We start from the raw sequence: 16828 nt of genomic DNA, 5'->3' as shown, positions 1-16828 counted from the left end.
GCAGTAGTGGCCCGACACTCGTCCGCGTACCCGCCGAGCCCCGCCGCCCCGCCCGAGGGCAGGGAGGCCGCCACGCCACCCGGCCCGGCGCGCGAGGCGCCCGTGGTGATCGAGGCCGCCGGAGTGAGCAAGAAATTCGTCTCCTACCACAACCGGGCGACCAGTCTGAAGGAACGGTTCGTCCGTCGGGGCGGCCCCGCCGGGGACGACTTCTGGGCACTGCGCGACATCGACGTGACGATCGGGCGAGGCCAGACGGTCGGTCTCGCCGGTGCGAACGGCTCGGGCAAGTCGACGCTGCTCAAGGTGCTCACCGGGATCCTGCGCCCGACGGACGGACGGGTCGCGGTGCACGGTCGGATCGCCTCGCTGCTCGAACTCGGTGCCGGGTTCAACGGCGAGCTTTCCGGCCGGGACAACGTCTACCTCAACGCGTCCCTGCTCGGGCTGTCCAAACGGGAGATCGATCAGCTCTTCGACTCCATCGTCGACTTCTCCGAGCTGCGCCACAAGATCGACGATGATGTCAAGCACTACTCGTCGGGCCAGTACGTCCGCCTCGGCTTCGCCGTCGCCGTGCACGTCGACCCGGACGTGCTGCTCGTCGACGAGGTCCTGGCCGTCGGGGACGAGGCGTTCCAGCGCAAGTGCCTGGCCAAGATCGCCGAATTCCGGGCGCAGGGCCGCACGATCCTGTTCGTGACGCACTCCCTCGACCTCATCGAGAACATGTGCGATCGCATCCTGGTCCTGGAGTCCGGGTCGCTGTTCTTCGACGGCCCGCCGGCCGTGGGTACCAAACTGCTGCGGCAGAAGCTGGGCAGCCTGCCCGCGGGGGAACCGGTCTCCTACCAGTACGCCACGGTCAGGCCGGAGTCGGTCACCTTCAGCCACAAGCCGGGCGGACTGCCCACCGTGCAGTACGGCCCCGGCGAGTCCCTCACCGTCAGCGTCGAGTTCGACGTCACCGAGGGTGCCCCCGAGCACGTGTACCTGCACACCTACATCGTCGGCCAGAGCGAGGTACCGATCTGGATGATGGAGACGCCACCCGGCGGGCTCGCCATCGGGCCGGGCCGCCACATCGTCGACTTCTCGGTACCACGCCTGCCCGAACTGCTCGGCGCCTTCGCGGTGAAGGTGCACGTCTCGGACGCCGCCACCGGCGCCCCGGTCACCACCCGCCGGTTCGAGGAGCTGTTCGGCGTCGGTGGTGCGCAGGCGGACGGACTGCTCAAGGTCGACTACGATGCGAGGTTGCGCGGATGAGCGAGGAACGCCCGACCCGGCCGGCGGCGGGATCGGCCGCCGAGTCGAAGACCGCCGAGCCGCTGGCGACCATCATGATCGTCAACTGGAACGGCGCACATCTCCTCCCGGCCTGCCTGGACGGCATCGCCAAGCAGGAGGCGGATTTCGCCTACCAAACCTGGGTAGTCGACAACGCCTCGTCCGACGGCTCACGGGAGCTGCTCGCCGAGCGATACCCCTGGGTACGCGTGGTGCCCGCGGAGCGCAACCTCGGTTTCGCCGGCGGCAACAACCTGGCGCTGCGCCAGGTCACGACGCCCTTCGCGGTCCTGGTGAACAACGACGCGATCCCCGAGCCCACCTGGCTCGCCGCGCTGCTGGCGCCGTTCGACGAGCCCGGCGGCCGGCATCTCGGCGCCACCACCGGCAAGGTCGTCTTCCTCCCCCGGTTCCTGCGGATCAGGCTGCACACGCCGACCTTCGTCCCGGGTCCGCACGACTCCCGCGAGCTGGGAGTGCGGGTGTCCTCGGTGACGGTGAACGGGCGCGAGGCGCTGCGCGAGGTGCTCTGGGAGAAACTCACCTACGGTGCCGAGGGACCGAGCGGCTCGCCGTACTTCTGGACCCGAGGGGACGGCGAACTGTGCGTGCCGATCCCCGACGGCGGCCCGGTCACCCTCGGGTTCACCTGGGCGGCGGAATCGCGCAAACAGGTCACCCTGAGCTGGGACGGCCCGACGGGCACGTCGGCCGGAGGGCGGGCGGACCTCGCGGTGGGCCCCGAGTCGACGACGGTGTCGCTGACCGTCGGCGGTGAGGCGCCGCGGGTGGACGTCATCAACAACGTCGGCGGCATCGTCCTGACCGACGGTTACGGTGCCGACCGCGGTTACCAGCAGGTCGACGCCGGCCAGTTCGACCAGCCGGAGGACGTGTTCACCGCCTGCGGGAACGGGATGGCGATCCGCTCGCCGCTCGGCCACGAGCTCGGCTGGTTCGACGACGCGTTCTTCCTCTACTACGAGGACACCGACCTGTCCTGGCGGATCCGGGCCCGCGGGTACGGCATCCGCTACGTCCCGGGGGCGGTGCTGCGTCACATCCACTCGGCGTCGAGCGTCGAATGGTCACCGCTGTTCATCTTCCACACCGACCGCAACCGGCTGCTGATGCTCACCAAGGACGCGACCGCGCCGATGGCGCTGGCCGCCGTGATCCGCTACCCGCTGACCACGGTCTCGATCGCGGTGCGCACGCTGCGCCAGGCACAGCGCGCGCGCAGCCGACCCGCGATCCGACCGACCCTGCTGCGGCTGCGAGTGTACGGCTCCTACCTGCGGCTGCTGCCCGACATGCTGCGGGCCCGGCGCGAGATCGGGCGCAGCGCCGCGCAACGGCGGGCGAGCCTGCAAAGCTGGCTGGTGTCCCGATGAACGATCCCGCGAGAGCCGGCCAACCGGCCGAGAACGACCAACCGGCCGGCGACGCACCGGCCGAGGGCGACCGACCGGCCGGCGGGGTGCGGGCGGCGGTCTACAACCGGTTCTGGCACTCCATGGGCGGCGGGGAACGCCACAACGGCATGATCGCCCAGGTACTGGCCGCCGAGGGCGCCGCGGTCGACCTCCTCGGGCACTCCGAGGTCGACCTCGCGGCGCTCGGCGAGCATCTCGGGCTGGATCTCGCCGGCTGCCGGTACGTGCGGTTGCCGGACCGGGGCGAGGAGGCCATCGCCGTCCTCTCCGGGCGCTACGACCTGTTCGTGAACGGTTCGTACATGAGCCGGATCATGCCGAAGGCCCGCCACTCGGCGTACCTGTGCTTCTTCCCGACGCCGTTCGACCACGACATGGCGGCCTGGCGTAAGGCCGCGGTCCGCACGGCCGGGCCGCTGCTGCGCGGGGTTCGCCCGGCGGTGAGCTTCGGCCAGGGCTGGTACCCGCCGGAGGGCGGCCGCCGCCGGCAGTGGACCTGGACGAACGGGGCGGGCATCCTCGCTGTCAGCCCGGGCGAGCGGCGCACCCTGCGCGCCGATATCGGCCGGCCCGGCGCGCCCGTCGGCACGGCCTTGCGCCTCCTCGACGCCGACGGCAGCGTGCTGGCCAAGCTGCAGATCGGCACCGACTTCACCCCGTTCGAGGTATCGCTGCCGCCGTCGGCGAACGGTACCGAGCTCACCCTGGTCAGTGACGCGTTCTCGCCGGGCGCGGCGGACGTGCGCGAACTCGGCGTGGCGGTGAGCCGGCCCCGGGTCACCGACGGTGGCGAGGGGCCGATCGCCCGGCTCCCGCTGCGTTTCCCCTGGCTGCTGCGGGACCCGGCCGACCTCGGCTACCTCGACGGCTACAACGTGGTCATGGCCAACTCGCGGTTCACCCGCGGCTGGATCCGCCGGTTGTGGAAGCGCGACGCCGACCTGCTGTTCCCCCCCATCCAGGTGGAACGGCTGCATCCGGCGCCGCGGCGGGAGAAGGCCGTCGTCACCGTCGGCCGGTTCTTCGCCCCCGGCCTCGGCCACGCCAAGCGACAGCTGGAGATGGTGCAGTGGTTCGGCGACCTGTACCGCGCGGGCGACCTGCCCGACTGGACGATGCACGTCGTCGGCGGCTGTGAGGACTCTCAACTGCCCTACCTGGAGCAGGTCCGGGCGGCCGGCGCGGGGCTGCCGGTGCAGATCCATCCCAACGCCCCGCGCGCCGAGGTCGAACGGCTGCTCTCGACCAGCTCGGTGTTCTGGTCGGCCACCGGGTACGGCGAGGACGACGACCGGCGTCCCTGGACGGCGGAGCACTTCGGGATGACCACCGTCGAGGCGATGGCCGGGGGCTGCGTTCCCGTCGTCATCGACCGGGCCGGCCAGCGAGAAATCGTCCGGCACGGGGTCGACGGCTACCGATGGACCGGCTCGGAGCAGGTTGCCTCCTTCACTCGCCGGCTCGCCGCCGAGGACGGTCTGCGCGGTCGGCTCGCCGCCGCGGCGATCGAACGCGCCCAGACCTTCTCCGATGCGGCGTTCGCGCGGCAGTGGCGGGAGATCGCCACCCGGCACGGGCTGTACGAGCGGTGAAGCGGCGCGGTGTGGCGTGGCACTCCCGGAAAGGAGGGGGTGATCCCGGCATGAGGGTCATGCTGGACGGCACGCCGTTGCTCGGGCAACGCACCGGGGTCGGCCATTACACCGAGCATCTGCTGACCGGGCTCGCCCGGCTCGCCACCGAGCCCGGGTGGGAAGCCGGGGCCGGGTGGGAAGCCGGGGCCGGGTGGGAAGCCGAGGCCGGGTGGGAACTCGCGGCGACGGCGTTCACCTGGCGCGGGTTGGGCGAGCTCCCGGGCGCGCTGCCGGCCGGGGTGCGAACGGCGGCCCGGCGGGCACCGGCCCGGCTGTTGCAGGACGCCTGGGCCCGCTCGGAGTACCCGCCCGTCGAGTGGCTCACCGGCCCCGCCGACGTCATGCACGCGACGAACTTCGTCCTTCCACCCCTGCGCCGGGCCCGCGGTGTGCTGACCATCCATGACCTGTCCTACCTGCGTACCCCGGACACGGTGACGGGGGCGTCCGCCCGCTACAGCGATCTGGTCCCCCGCGGCCTGCGCCGGGCGTCCGCCGTGCTGACGCCCAGCCGCGCGGTGGCCGACGAGGTGGTGACGGCCTACCGGCTCGACCCCGCACTGGTGACCCCGACGCCGCTCGGCGTCGACGACGCCTGGTTCACCACGGCGAAGCCGAGCCTCGCCTGGCGCAGGGCCCGTGGCCTGCCCGAGCGGTACCTGCTGTTCGTCGGTTCGGTGGAGCCCCGCAAGAACCTCCCGGCGCTGCTGGAGGCGGTCCGCCGACTGCACGCGGCGAAAATCGACGCTCCGCCGTTGGTGCTCGTCGGGCCTCCGGGGTGGGGACCGGCGCTGGACCTGGCGAACCTGCCGTCCGACGCCGTCGTCGCCGCCGGTTACCTCGACAGCGAGGCGCTGCGGACGACCGTCGCCGGAGCGAGCGTGCTGTGCTTCCCGTCCCGGTACGAGGGCTTCGGTCTACCCCCCCTGGAGGCGCTCGCCGCCGGGACTCCGGTGGTCGCCGCCGACATCCCGACCGTGCGGGAGGTCACCGCCGCTCTCGTCGACGTCGCCGCCCCCGCCGGCCGGACCCCTGGCCAGGCCCCCGGACGGGCCATCACCCGGCCCAGCAGTCCGGTGCGGCTCGTTCGGCAGACCGACCGCGACTCGTTCGCCGACGACCTCGCCGAGGCGATCCTGGAGCTGCTCGACTCCCCCGGCGACACCGACGCCGGCCGGGCGCACGCCCGCACGTTCACCTGGCGGCGCACCGCGCAGCTCACCGCGGCCGTCTACCGCCGGGTCACCGAGCTTCCATAACGCGACAACGAGCAGGACACCGCCGAGAACGGCCCATCCCGCCAGGCACGACAGCCCGAGGTCGGGCGGGCCCGGGGCCGTCTGGTCCCAGGCGGCCCGCAGCCGGTCCAGGTTCGCCAGCGGGGCGAGCGCGGGCCGCTTGAATGCCAGGTCACGGATGAGCATGACCACGGTGAGCGCCGCCAGCGCGGCGACGACCGCGACCGTCGGCAGGCCGCGGCGGCCCAGCGGCAACGACCCGCAGCAGGCCGCGACGACGAAGGCGAGGATCGGCAGCATCGGCAGCAGGTACCGGGTGAACGGCGCGCCTCCGACGGCGACGTATCCCACCAGGGTGGCGACGACGAGCAGGCAGTGCAGGGTGAGCAGAAGGCCGATGACGACGCTGCCGGCCAGCCGGCCTCCCGGCGGATCCGCCTCGGAGTGCCCGTCGTCCACCCCGTCGTCCACCGGCCGGGCCTCGGTGGTACCCGCGATCCGGGCGGCCGGGCGTGCAGCGGTCCGCAGCCGGGCGCCCAGGACCCGAACCCCCGCCGCCACCAGGCCCGCGCCGGTCACGACCGCGACCCCGACGGCGATCGTCCGGGCGTGACCGGTCAGCAGGACGGGACGTCCGAAGAACCCGCGGTAGGCGTGCCACCAGAAGTCGCTGTCACGTAATACCTGCCAGGCCGACGTCCGCCCATCGCGGATCGGGAACATCTCGGCGACCCGGCCCGAGGCGGTGGGATCGCCGTACCGGCGCACGTTACGCAGGTAGAACCAGCCGGTCGCGGCGAAAGTCAGCGCGACGAGCGTGACCGCGGCCGTTAGGCCACGCCCGGCTCGCCGCAGCCGGCCACCGGACGTCCGCATCGAGACGGCGGCACCGAGAGCCGGGACGACCACCGCGACGGCCAACGCGCCACTGGCCCGACTCGCCGCCGCGGCCGGGCCGAGCACCGCCAGCGCCGCCAGGGTCCGCGGCCCCGGTCCCCGGCGGATGATCGCGACGGCCACCGCGAGCAGGCCGGTAATGGTCGCCACCGCCAGGGTGTCGTTGTAGACCTGGCCGGAGATGAGGACGAACATGCCGACCACGCCGACGATCGCCGCCGCGCCGACGGCGACACCGGGCCGCCCCGGCAGCACACCGCGGACCAGCGCCGCGGTCGCGATCACCGCGATGATCCCGAACGCCACGTTGAGAAGGCGGGCGGCCCGGAAACCGGCCAGCGGATGATCCAGCGCGACGCCCGTCCGGAGCGGGACGGCCTCGACCGCGTAGAACAGCGGTGGATGGTTCGCGGTGTAGGTGAGGTCGACATTCGTCAGTGGTCGGCCGAGGCGCGCCCCGCAGAGCCGATCGACGTGGGAGGCCACCGCGGCCCGCGCCTGCTGCGGCGACACCACGCAGTCGGCGGGCAGTCCCGGCATGCTCGGGATGCGGGAGTGCACGGGCGAGTCGAGCACGGGCAACGAGCCGTCAGCGACGACGAACGCGTAGGCGGTGTGCTGTGCCTCGTCGGCCGAGGTGAAGGGAGGCACGACCGCGGCGACGAGCACGCCGAGCGCGGAGAAAACCATGCCGGCCGCGACCACCCCGGTCACAAGCCAGCGCCGCCCCGGATCCGACACCCGCCGGACCTCCGACACCCGCCAGGCCTCCGGCGCCGCACCGGTCCCAGGCACCTGCGTGGAGGTTTCGACCGCCTGCCACGCATCCCCGCCAGGCACGTCGGCAACCCTCTCAGCATCGGCCGGGCGGTGTCGCCCCGACTACCACGCCACAACGCCGGTCAGCCCGTCGAACATCAGCGACGATCGTTTGGCGGATACGACGGTATCGTCCGCTTGGCGTCAGCTGTCCGGCGGTCCGTTATCCGGCGGCCGGCGCTCTCCGGCGGTCCGGGTTTGGAGCGCGGCAACGAATCCGGCCACGCCCAGGATCGCGGCCGATCCGATCGGCCCGATGACCGCGGCGAGGTAGCGGTAGTCGAATCCGGAGGTCAGCGCGGACAGCACAAGGGTCGACAGGCCGGCCCCGGCGGCCAGCCAGAACAGCCGCCCGACCCCCGGCCACGCTGCCGTCACCCCGCTCCTGCGCACCCGGCGAACGGCCTCGAGCAGTACTGCCGCGAGACCCGCCAGCAGGCCCAGGCCGACGAGCGGCATCGGAGCGTAGGCCAGGCGGGAGTAGACGGCCAGCCAGCCCGCCGCGGGGTTGTGCACCTCGGTCGCGACGAAATAGCCGTCGTCGGCATGCGGATCGTCCGGGGTCAGCACGTTGGTCACGCTGGACGGCAGTTCCCAGGTGTCCGCCCGCGAGGTCTTCGTCGTCTCATGCCGGACCGGGGAGAGATAGCCGACGAGGTACCGGGCCGACGTCGTCACCAGCATCCACGGCTGGTCACGCACGACCTCGCCCGCGAACTCGGCCGCGAGGTCCTCCCGTCCCGGTGGGATGTGCCGGTGCCCCTGGCGCAGAGGGGAGTCGGCCGGCCACAGGTAGCGAACCGGCGAACCGCGCTGGTCGACCGGCCGTGGGTCGCACAGGGTGCGCAGGTCCGCTCGCGACAGCGCGGAACAATCCGCGAACGGCGCCACCCGCCCGTACAGGAAGAACCCGGAGTGCGCGGAAACGGCGAAGCCCCCTCCCGCCGAGGCGCTCCACCCAGAGTAGGCCAGGATCGGCGCGGCGGCGGCCAGCGCGAAGGCGAGGACGGGTCGGGCCGCCCGAGGAGCGGCAACCGACCCGGCCCGGGAAGTCGCGCGCCGCCGGTCGGCCAGCACGGTGCCGAGCAGGACGACCAGGCCGACCGCCAGCGGGCCGTAGCCCACCGTCCGCACGCACAGGCAGGCTCCGAGCAGCAGGCCGGCGGCGGCGCAGGCAACGGGCCGAGGGCGTCCCGGTAACGCGAGCAGCGCCACGCCGACCGAGACGAGAACCCCGAACAGGCTGTCGGCGAGGACGAACTGGCCGAGGTCCAGCACCCACGGGGAGAGCAAGGCGGGGGTGGCGGCGAGGGCAGCGAGCCACGGCCGGCGAGCAACCCGCAACGCCACCGCATAGAGCGCCACCACCGCGCCCAGCGTGAGCAGGTGCTGGACGACGACGACCCGCGTCAGGTGGGCCTGCCCGTCGAGGATCCGCAGGAACATCGGGTAGCCCGACGGCCGCCAGTCGCCCGGCCAGATGTCCCGCCATGCCTGGTCGAGGTAGGCCGCCGAATCCCCGAGGTACATCAGCGCGGGCGGGTAGGTGACGATCACCAGGACCCGGGCAGCGATCCCGGCGGCGACCAGCAGCAGAAAGACCGCGTGCCGACGGGGCGTCCCGCGCAGGCGCCGACGCGCGGTCGGAATCGCGGCTACTTGAGGACCTCCGCGGTCTCGTCGGACTCCGCCGAGCCCGGCGCCGCGGGCCGCGCGCCACCGACGGTGTTTCCCAGGCGGATCTCGGGCAGCAACCAGGCCAGCGCGAAGGCGCACAGACCGATCGGCACCGCCACCAGGAAGACGGTCTGCATCGCGTCCGAGAACGCCTGGACGAATCCGTCCCGGATCGTCGGGGGCAGCCTGTGGAGCACCTGGGGGGTGATGTTGGAACCGGAGGCGGACAGACCGGGTGGCAACGGGATGCCCGCGAACCGCTCGGCGAGGTTACCTCTGAGCTGGTTCGCGAAGATCGCGCCGAATACGGCGGTACCGAACGACCCGCCGATGAACCGGAAGAAGGTCGCACCCGAGGTGGCCACGCCCATCTGCCGGTAGTCGACAGCGTTCTGCACGGCCATGACCAGGACCTGCAGGACCGCGCCGATCCCGACCCCGAGAAGGAACATGGACAACGTGAGCTGCAGCGTAGAGATGTCGGGACTGATGAACGACAGCAGGAACAGGCCGATCGACATCATCGCGGTACCGACGACCGGGAAGATCTTGTAACGGCCCCACCGGCTGATGAGCCGGCCGGAGATGATCGAGCTGAGTAGCAGCCCACCCATCACCGGCAGCATCTGCAGGCCGGAGTCCGTCGGGTCGACTCCCTTCACCACCTGGAGGAACAGCGGTAGGAAGACGATCGCGCCGAACATCGCGAAGCCGACGACGAAGCCGACCGCGCCGGCCACCGAGAACACCCGGACCCGGAACAGGGTCAGCGGCAGCACGGGTTCGACCGCCACTCGTTCGACGAACACGAACCCGACGAGGAGCACAACTCCCGCGACGCCCATCCCGATGATCTCCGGTGATCCCCAGGCGTAGGTGGTGCCAACCAGGCTGGTCAGCAACACGAGGCTGGTCGTCGCCATGGCCAGGAGCACGGTGCCGAGGTAGTCGATGACGTGCCTGATGCGGTTCCTCGTCGCCGGGAGCGCCAACGCCGTCACCACCAGGGCGACCGCGCCCACCGGCAGGTTCACGTAGAAGACCCAGCGCCAGGAGAGATGATCGACGAACAGGCCGCCGAGTAGCGGACCGACCACCGACGACACGCCGAACGTCGCGCCGAACAGCCCCTGGTAACGGCCTCGATCGCGCGGCGGAACGAGATCACTGATGATCGTTATTACACTGATGATCAACCCGCCGCCATCGAGCCCTTGGACAGCGTCGAAGGCGCGGCCGAGAGTGTCGGGCAACGAGGCGTCATCCGGGGACTCCTGCCACCGCACGGTCAGGGTCCGCACGACGGCCAACGTCGTCGCGACCAGCACGACGGGGTGGGGGTCACGATCGGGATCGAGCCCGCAACGCCGGCCGATCGCCTCGGCGAGAGCGCGTTCGTAGGAACTCCAGCTGGCCGCGTTGGCCATGGTCAGATGCAGATGGGCACGGATGATCGCAAGCCGGACGCGCCACAGCTCGGCCTGATCGGGCGCGACGAGGGCGGCCCGATCCAGCATGACCGCCCGCAACGCCGCCAGCGGCTCCTCCTCGGGAGGGCGCTCCGCCACCGCTCCCCCGGACCCCCCTACAACTTTGTAGTATACGCACTTATTCTCATCCTGCAAAATTCTACTGTGACAGTCAACACGATCGGCGCCCACCGGGAACCGTCGCCGAAGGGCCGGGCGGATCGGGAAGACGGGGCCGGGCGGGGGACCGGACAGCAGGCGAGAACCAGGCGAGAGTCAGACACGCCCCCGCCCCCGCCCGCGGCCGGGGGCGCGGTGGGCCGACGGTGGCCGGTCGCGCAACGATCGGCAGAAAGATCGGTACCCGGCAGAACGATCAGCCGCGCAGCGCGTCGCCCGCCGCGACGAAGGTCGCGGACAGCGCGGCGTCCCAGGCCCGCGGAGGAGTGAGTCCCGCGTCCACCCACGACCGCCCGGAGAGCACCGCGTAGGCCGGGCGCCGGGCCGGACGGGGAAATGCCTCCGTCGTCGTCGGCGTCACCTTGGCCGGGTCCTGGCCCAGCGCGGCGACGATCTCGCGGGCGAAGCCGAACCACGTGGTCTCGCCGGCGTTCGTGCAGTGGTAGACGCCGGTCGGTGCCGCCGAGGAAGCGAGCTCGATCAGCCCCGACGCGAGATCGGCCGACCAGGTCGGCGAGCCCACCTGATCGTCCACAACGGACAGCGTGTCCCGCTCACGGGCCAGTCGCGAGATCGTCTTCACGAAGTTGCTGCCGGTCCGGCCATAGATCCATGCGGTGCGCACCACGTACGAGGCATCGGGCAGCAGGCCTCGGACAGCCTCCTCCCCGGCCAGTTTCGTCCGGCCGTATGCCGAGACGGGACCGGTAGGATCGTCGACCTCGTAGGGCTTGGCGGCCCGCCCGTCGAAGACGTAGTCAGTCGAGATGTGGATCAGGGTCGCGCCGACCTCGGCGCAGGCTGCGGCGAGGTGCGCCGGCCCCGTGGCGTTGACCGCGTAGGCGCCAGCCTCGTCCGACTCCGCCGCGTCGACGTTTGTCCAAGCCGCCGTGTTGAAGACGACCAGCCCACCCTGGGTCTTCGCGGGACGCGCCTGGTCGCGCAGGACGGCGCGCACCCGGGCCGAATCGGTGATGTCGAACTCCGCCCGGGTCAGACCGGCCCAGCCGTACACCCCGGAGTCCGGTTCCGCGGCTCGAGCCTCGAGCAGCCGGCAAAGGTCGGCCCCGAGCTGACCGGCGGCACCGGTCACGAGAAAACGCACCTTCCGAGTGTCGCAGACACCCTGACCCGCCCGGTTCAGGATCCACCCAGGATCAGCCCGTGTCGAGAAGAGGGCAACAGACAGGCGACGGTTACCCCACGCCGAGCTCGTCCGAACCTCTCACATCGGTCGTCTACGCTGGCGTCAACCATGGACGCCCCAGAACCGCCGATCATCGACCGTAGCTACACCGCCGGTCCCGCGCCTGATTCCGCGGCGGGGACCCGGCCGGCGGGGACCCAACCGGCGACCGAGGCGCGAGGCGAGGCCGCCGAGGCGGTGTCGATGCCCGGTCCGCGGCGCGTGCCGGTGTTACTGCTCCTCATCACGGCGGTTCACCTCGGCCTGCTGCTCAGCTACGCGTTCGTGTATCCGACCTGGACGGGATACGACGAGGCTCAGCACGTGGACATGGTCTACGGCCTGCAGCACGGAGTCGGCTGGCCCGCACCAGGCAAGAAGATCATCTCGACGGGTGTAGCCGCGACCTCTGACGACTTCGACCGCGGCCGCTTCCAGGACATGTTCCAGGCCGGTGGGAAACAGCGGGGCTCCCCGTCCTTCGCCGAGATCGATCCGACGCCACGCGGCCAGCGCCAGGCGTTCGACGCCCTCGGTGGGGTTACCCCCGTCGGCGACGGCCGCCTCTCCAACCAGATGGTGCAGCATCCACCATTGATCTACGTGGTCGGCGCCAGGCTGCTCGACGCCCTGCCGGGCTCCAAGCACTGGGCCTATGACCAGCAGGTCTTCGTCCTGCGTCTGTTGAACATCCTGGTGGTCGCGCCGCTGCCCCTGCTGGCATGGCTGGCGGCACGCCGCTTCGGACTGGATCAACCATCGGCTCTCGCCGCGGCGGCCCTGCCACTCGCCGTACCCGGGTTCACCAGGGTCGGTGCCACCTTCAACAATGACGGCATCCTGATGCTCGCCACCGGCGGGCTGACCGTCACCCTCGTGGGTGTGCTGCGCGGCGACATGCGTCGCCGCGCAGCCGCCTGGGCCGGAATCTGGTTGGGAATCGCCCTGCTGTCCAAGGCGTTCGCGCTGGCCCTGCCGGCCGTGATCATCGCCGCCTATCTGGTCGGCTGGTGGCACCTGCGGCGTGCGGGCCGGCATGCACCGGAGCGGTCTGCGTATCCGGCCGGCCGACTTTTCGCGTCGCGTCGCGCGATTGGCTCCCTGCCATGGACGCCGGCCACGCTGGCGGTCGGCCTCGGGCTCGCCCTGGGAGGCTGGTGGTGGATCAGGAACTACGTCCTGTACGACGCCGTCCAGCCGAACGGGTGGGCGACGAACCCGCCGCGGCGGGAACCACTGCTGCTTCCGGACTCCTTTCTCACCTGGTTCTGGTACTTCTTCCGGACTATGATCAGCCGCTTCTGGGGCGGGCTCGGCCTGTTCGAGCCGCCCCAGCTCTCCCCGGTCGCCATCGTCGTGGCGACCGGGGCGGTCGTCGGACTGTGCGCGGCCGCGCTGGTCGCCGGACCACGCCGCGCCGCGCGGCCGGACCGGCTGGCGAGCGATGCCGGGCCGGCGGTACTGCTGCTCCCGGTCGCTTTCGCCTACCTGATGGTCGGGCAGCGCAGCTGGGCGGAGTACCAGCAGTACACCCGCGGCATTGCCGTCCAGGGCCGGTATCTCTACCTGGGACTGGTCGGTCTGGGGGTGGTGTTCGCTCTGGGCCTGCGCACGGCGCTGCGCGGCCGGGAGCGACTGGCACCCGCCGTCACGCTGGTCAGCGCGCTGCTGATGCAGGGTCTGGGGCTGCTGGCGATCTGTTCATACTACTGGTTGCCGCGCCAGGTGTCCTTCACCCCGGCTCGCGTTCCCGAGGTCGTCGCGGGGGCCGGCCGCTGGGCGCCGTTCCCGGTCGGCGTCACGATCACGGTCTTCGTGCTGTCGGCGGTGCTCGTCGTTCTCTGCCTCGCCGTCGCGGTGCGGGCGGGCGGAGCCGGGGGCGCGCGGGCGGGGGCGCGGTCACGGGATCGGGTCCGGGATCGGGTCCGGGCGTAGGCGGTCACCGGCCGACGCCCGCCCCACGAAGTCCGTCGCGGATGTGCAAGGGAGGTCCGCTCCGAGCGGGCCTCAGGTCCCCGTCGTAGCCACCGAGACGCGGGAGTGGTCGCCCAGCATGAGCCGATGCGCCCTGGGCAGGGCCGCGGAGGGGACGACCTCGGCATCCCGGCCGATCAACGAGTCCTCGATCCGCCCGATCCCACGGATCGTCGCCCGCTCCAGCACGATCGAGTACTCGATCTCGGTCCGTTCGATGGTGCAGGAGTGAAAGATCGAGGTGAACGGGCCGACATAGGTATCGACGAGGGTGGTGTCCCGGCCGATGATGGCCGGCCCGCGCACGGTGGACCGGACCAGCGAGGCGCCCTCCTCGATCACCACACGGCCGACGATCGTGCTGTGCTCGTCAACGCTGCCACGGATCGCCGGCTCGATCGACTCGAGGAGGTGGCGGTTTGTCTCGAGCATGTCGTCGAGTCGGCCGGTGTCCTTCCAGTAACCCTCGACCAGGTGCGAGGCGACCTCGTATCCGCCGTCGACGAGCCACTGGATCGCCTCGGTGATCTCCAGCTCGCCGCGGGCCGACGGTTTGATCGCCCCCACGGCGTCGTGGATGGGGGTGCCGAACATGTAGACGCCGACGAGCGCCAGGTCACTCGGCGGAACGAGCGGCTTCTCGACCAGTCGAATGATCTTCCGGTCCGCACCGAGCTCGGCGACACCGAAGGCGGAGGGGTTGTCGACCCTGGTCAGCAGGATCAGGGCGTCCGGCGTGGTCCGTCGGAACTCCTCGACCAGGCTGGAGATCCCACCGATAATCAGGTTGTCGCCGAGGTACATGACAAACGGTTCATCGACGAGGAAGTCGCGGGCGATGAGCACGGCATGCGCCAATCCGAGCGGCGCGTCCTGGCGGATGTAGGTGACCTGGATCCCGAATGCCGAGCCGTCACCTACCGCCGCCTGGATCTCGTCGGCCGTCTCCCCCACGATGATCCCGACATCGGTGATACCGGCGTCACGGATGGCCTCCAAGCCGTAGAAAAGCACCGGCTTGTTCGCCACTGGGACAAGCTGTTTGGCCGAGGTGTGGGTGATTGGCCGCAGACGGGTTCCCGAACCACCGGCAAGGACGAGGGCCTTCATGATCCGAAACCCTATCGTGCCGCTTTGAGCTAACAGAAAGTAACCGCCAATGTGATTCCTATCACATGGCAGATCGATCCACCTTTGCCCGCATGTCACCGCGAACACCCACCTGTGCAACAGGTATTTCCATGCGCACCGGGCCGGCGACAGGTACACCCCGCCCGATACGGGTACGTTGGGTAGTCGCAGGGTTCGGGGCGGCCAGCCGGCGGGAAACCTTACCGCGCATCTGATCGTTCCAGACCCAGGAGACATCTCGGGCCGCCTGGGAGGGGGACACGGTGACCGACGCGCCGCCGCGTCTGTCCGCGGGGTCCCAGGGCCCGCCCCCGCGGCGACGAAATCGTCTGAATCCTACTGCCCGTGCGTATCGAGGCCCGTATCCGACCCGGGACGACCACCAGAACCGCGACGACCACCAGAACCGCGACGGCGAACACGACACTCGCCGGGAGCGGTCTCTGGCATCCCGCCTGCTCACGGTAGTCGCAGCAATACTCGCCGCCGTGGTACTCCTTGCCGCGGTGGGCGGCTGGACCGCCTACGAGTATTTTGACACCCAGATCAACCGGATCCGCCTCGGGCTCGGCGGGGACCGGCCGGCGGAGGCCGCGGAGGGCACCCGGAACTTCCTGCTGGTCGGATCGGACAGCAGGGCGGGCACCGGCGGCGAGTACGAGAGCCAGGGAGCGGTGACCGGCGAACGGTCGGACACGACGATGCTGGCCCACCTCGACGTGGACGGGACCACGACGATGGTCTCCTTTCCGAGGGACATCCTCGTGCGCATTCCGGGGCACGGCCTCGGCAAGCTGAACTCGGCGATCACCCTCGGCGGGCCCAGTCTCCTGATCAGAACGATCGAGAATCTCACCGACATCAAGATCGACCACTATGTCTCGGTCGATCTGGCCGGTTTCAAGGAGATGACCGATGCCATTGGCGGCGTCACCGTCTGCGTCAAACCGCTACCAAACGGCGGAAAGTCCAATCTGTACGATCCGTGGTCGCAGTGGCGGGGCACGGTAGGCAAAAATCATCTCAACGGAGAGCGGGCACTCGCCTTCGTCCGCCAACGCCACGGCCTACCCGACAACGATTTTGATCGCATCCGCCGCCAGCAGCAGTTCATCGGCGCCATCTTCACCCAGGCAACCACGACCGGGGTGCTCGCCAACCCGGTCAGGCTGGAGAACCTGCTTCAGGCCGCGACCAGGGCGCTCACCATCGATGACGGCACCAGCATGAACGACATGCGCGCGCTCGCGACACGGCTGCGCGGGATGTCCGCCGATCAGATCCGGTTCGAGACGATCCCCGTGCACGCCCCGACGCCGGCCGAGGGCGGCAACGCCGTGGGGGAGCTGCCGAGGTTCGGCTCCGTACAGCTCTACGACCCCGAGACGCTGGAGAAGTTCTTCGCTCCGCTGCGCGGGCGGGCCCGTGACACGCGGGAATCCTCCGTTACCCCGACCCCGACGGTCGACCCGGCACAGGTGCTGATCGACGTCTACAACGGCGCCGGGGTGGGGGGCCTCGCCGCCACGGCCGCCGGGGAGCTGCGGCAGGCCGGTTTCCGGGTCGGCCCGCCGCAGACGTGGCAGGCCGGCGTGGTGGAGACGACACAGGTGCGCTATCGCCCGGGCGAACAGGCCGCCGCCCATGCCGTGCAGGCCGACGTGCCCGGCAGCCGGTTGCGCGCGGACGCCTCCGTCCCCGCCGGCCACATCACCCTCGTCCTGGGCACGTCCTACGACGGGGTGAACCCGAGTCCAGCGGCCGGGGGCGCCGGATCGACCGGTGGTACCGGCACAGCCGCCGGGGCGACCGGCGGGTCCGCCGCGGCGGACCCGCCTCCCGCCTCACCGTCGACGGCCGCGGATCTCACCTCGGGGTGCACGTACTAGGGCCTGTT

At 71.0% G+C, this 16828-nt stretch carries 10 protein-coding genes; 6 read left to right on the top strand and 4 right to left on the bottom strand.

Going from position 1 to position 16828, the window contains the following annotated elements; genetic code table 11:
- Window positions 1–6: 6 nt before the first annotated feature.
- The 4 genes from AC08OU_RS04625 to AC08OU_RS04610 are packed head-to-tail and all read left to right on the top strand — an operon-like array spanning window position 7 to window position 5619.
- Window positions 7–1269, top strand: a complete 1263-nt coding sequence (locus tag AC08OU_RS04625) for an ABC transporter ATP-binding protein (protein ID WP_476598926.1) — start codon at window positions 7–9, stop codon at window positions 1267–1269.
- The gene (locus AC08OU_RS04620) at window positions 1266–2684 is read left to right on the top strand and encodes a glycosyltransferase family 2 protein (RefSeq protein ID WP_476598924.1); all 1419 of its coding nucleotides are present in this window, start codon (window positions 1266–1268) and stop codon (window positions 2682–2684) included. Before AC08OU_RS04625 ends, AC08OU_RS04620 begins: the two co-directional genes overlap by 4 nt.
- The gene (locus AC08OU_RS04615; RefSeq protein WP_462186849.1) at window positions 2681–4318 is read left to right on the top strand and encodes a glycosyltransferase; all 1638 of its coding nucleotides are present in this window, start codon (window positions 2681–2683) and stop codon (window positions 4316–4318) included. Before AC08OU_RS04620 ends, AC08OU_RS04615 begins: the two co-directional genes overlap by 4 nt.
- A 50-nt stretch (window positions 4319–4368) precedes the next feature.
- On the top strand, window positions 4369–5619 hold the full coding sequence (locus AC08OU_RS04610) for a glycosyltransferase family 4 protein (protein WP_476604410.1): 1251 nt from the start codon (window positions 4369–4371) through the stop codon (window positions 5617–5619).
- A gap of 1839 nt (window positions 5620–7458) precedes the next feature.
- Here the strand turns inward: AC08OU_RS04610 and AC08OU_RS04605 are convergent.
- From AC08OU_RS04605 to rfbD, 3 genes are all read right to left on the bottom strand, one after another.
- Entirely contained in the window at window positions 7459–8871 is a 1413-nt protein-coding gene (locus AC08OU_RS04605; RefSeq protein ID WP_476601361.1) for a hypothetical protein, read from the bottom strand.
- A gap of 98 nt (window positions 8872–8969) precedes the next feature.
- Window positions 8970–10559 (bottom strand): MFS transporter, encoded by a 1590-nt coding sequence (locus tag AC08OU_RS04600; RefSeq protein WP_476601362.1) that lies wholly within the window; start codon window positions 10557–10559, stop codon window positions 8970–8972.
- 277 nt (window positions 10560–10836) lie between these two features.
- Window positions 10837–11745 carry a dTDP-4-dehydrorhamnose reductase gene (gene rfbD, locus AC08OU_RS04595; RefSeq protein ID WP_476604409.1) on the bottom strand — a complete coding sequence of 303 codons (909 nt, stop codon included), beginning with the start codon at window positions 11743–11745 and terminating at the stop codon, window positions 10837–10839.
- A 150-nt stretch (window positions 11746–11895) separates the two neighbouring features.
- On the opposite strand from rfbD, the gene AC08OU_RS04590 reads away from it, so the two are divergent.
- Window positions 11896–13761 carry a glycosyltransferase family 39 protein gene (locus tag AC08OU_RS04590; protein ID WP_476601364.1) on the top strand — a complete coding sequence of 622 codons (1866 nt, stop codon included), beginning with the start codon at window positions 11896–11898 and terminating at the stop codon, window positions 13759–13761.
- A gap of 72 nt (window positions 13762–13833) precedes the next feature.
- On the opposite strand, the gene AC08OU_RS04585 is transcribed toward AC08OU_RS04590, so the two are convergent.
- The gene (locus AC08OU_RS04585; protein WP_476595192.1) at window positions 13834–14910 is read right to left on the bottom strand and encodes a glucose-1-phosphate thymidylyltransferase; all 1077 of its coding nucleotides are present in this window, start codon (window positions 14908–14910) and stop codon (window positions 13834–13836) included.
- Between the two features lie 509 nt (window positions 14911–15419).
- On the opposite strand from AC08OU_RS04585, the gene AC08OU_RS04580 reads away from it, so the two are divergent.
- Entirely contained in the window at window positions 15420–16820 is a 1401-nt protein-coding gene (locus AC08OU_RS04580; RefSeq protein WP_476604408.1) for an LCP family protein, read from the top strand.
- Window positions 16821–16828: the final 8 nt, after the last annotated feature.

It is taken from the genome of Frankia sp. CcMO1 (assembly GCF_977945845.1).
Note: the sequence above shows the minus strand (reverse complement) of the source record. Positions and strands in the feature narration are given on the sequence as shown.

What these genes read in the sequence shown, in the direction of transcription:
- AC08OU_RS04615 (WP_462186849.1), top strand. Translation starts at nt 2,681, where the DNA reads ATGAACGATCCCGCGAGAGCCGGCCAACCGGCCGAGAACGACCAACCG.
- AC08OU_RS04620 (WP_476598924.1), top strand. Translation starts at nt 1,266, where the DNA reads ATGAGCGAGGAACGCCCGACCCGGCCGGCGGCGGGATCGGCCGCCGAG.
- AC08OU_RS04610 (WP_476604410.1), top strand. Translation starts at nt 4,369, where the DNA reads ATGAGGGTCATGCTGGACGGCACGCCGTTGCTCGGGCAACGCACCGGG.
- AC08OU_RS04590 (WP_476601364.1), top strand. Translation starts at nt 11,896, where the DNA reads ATGGACGCCCCAGAACCGCCGATCATCGACCGTAGCTACACCGCCGGT.
- AC08OU_RS04585 (WP_476595192.1), bottom strand. Translation starts at nt 14,910, where the DNA reads ATGAAGGCCCTCGTCCTTGCCGGTGGTTCGGGAACCCGTCTGCGGCCA.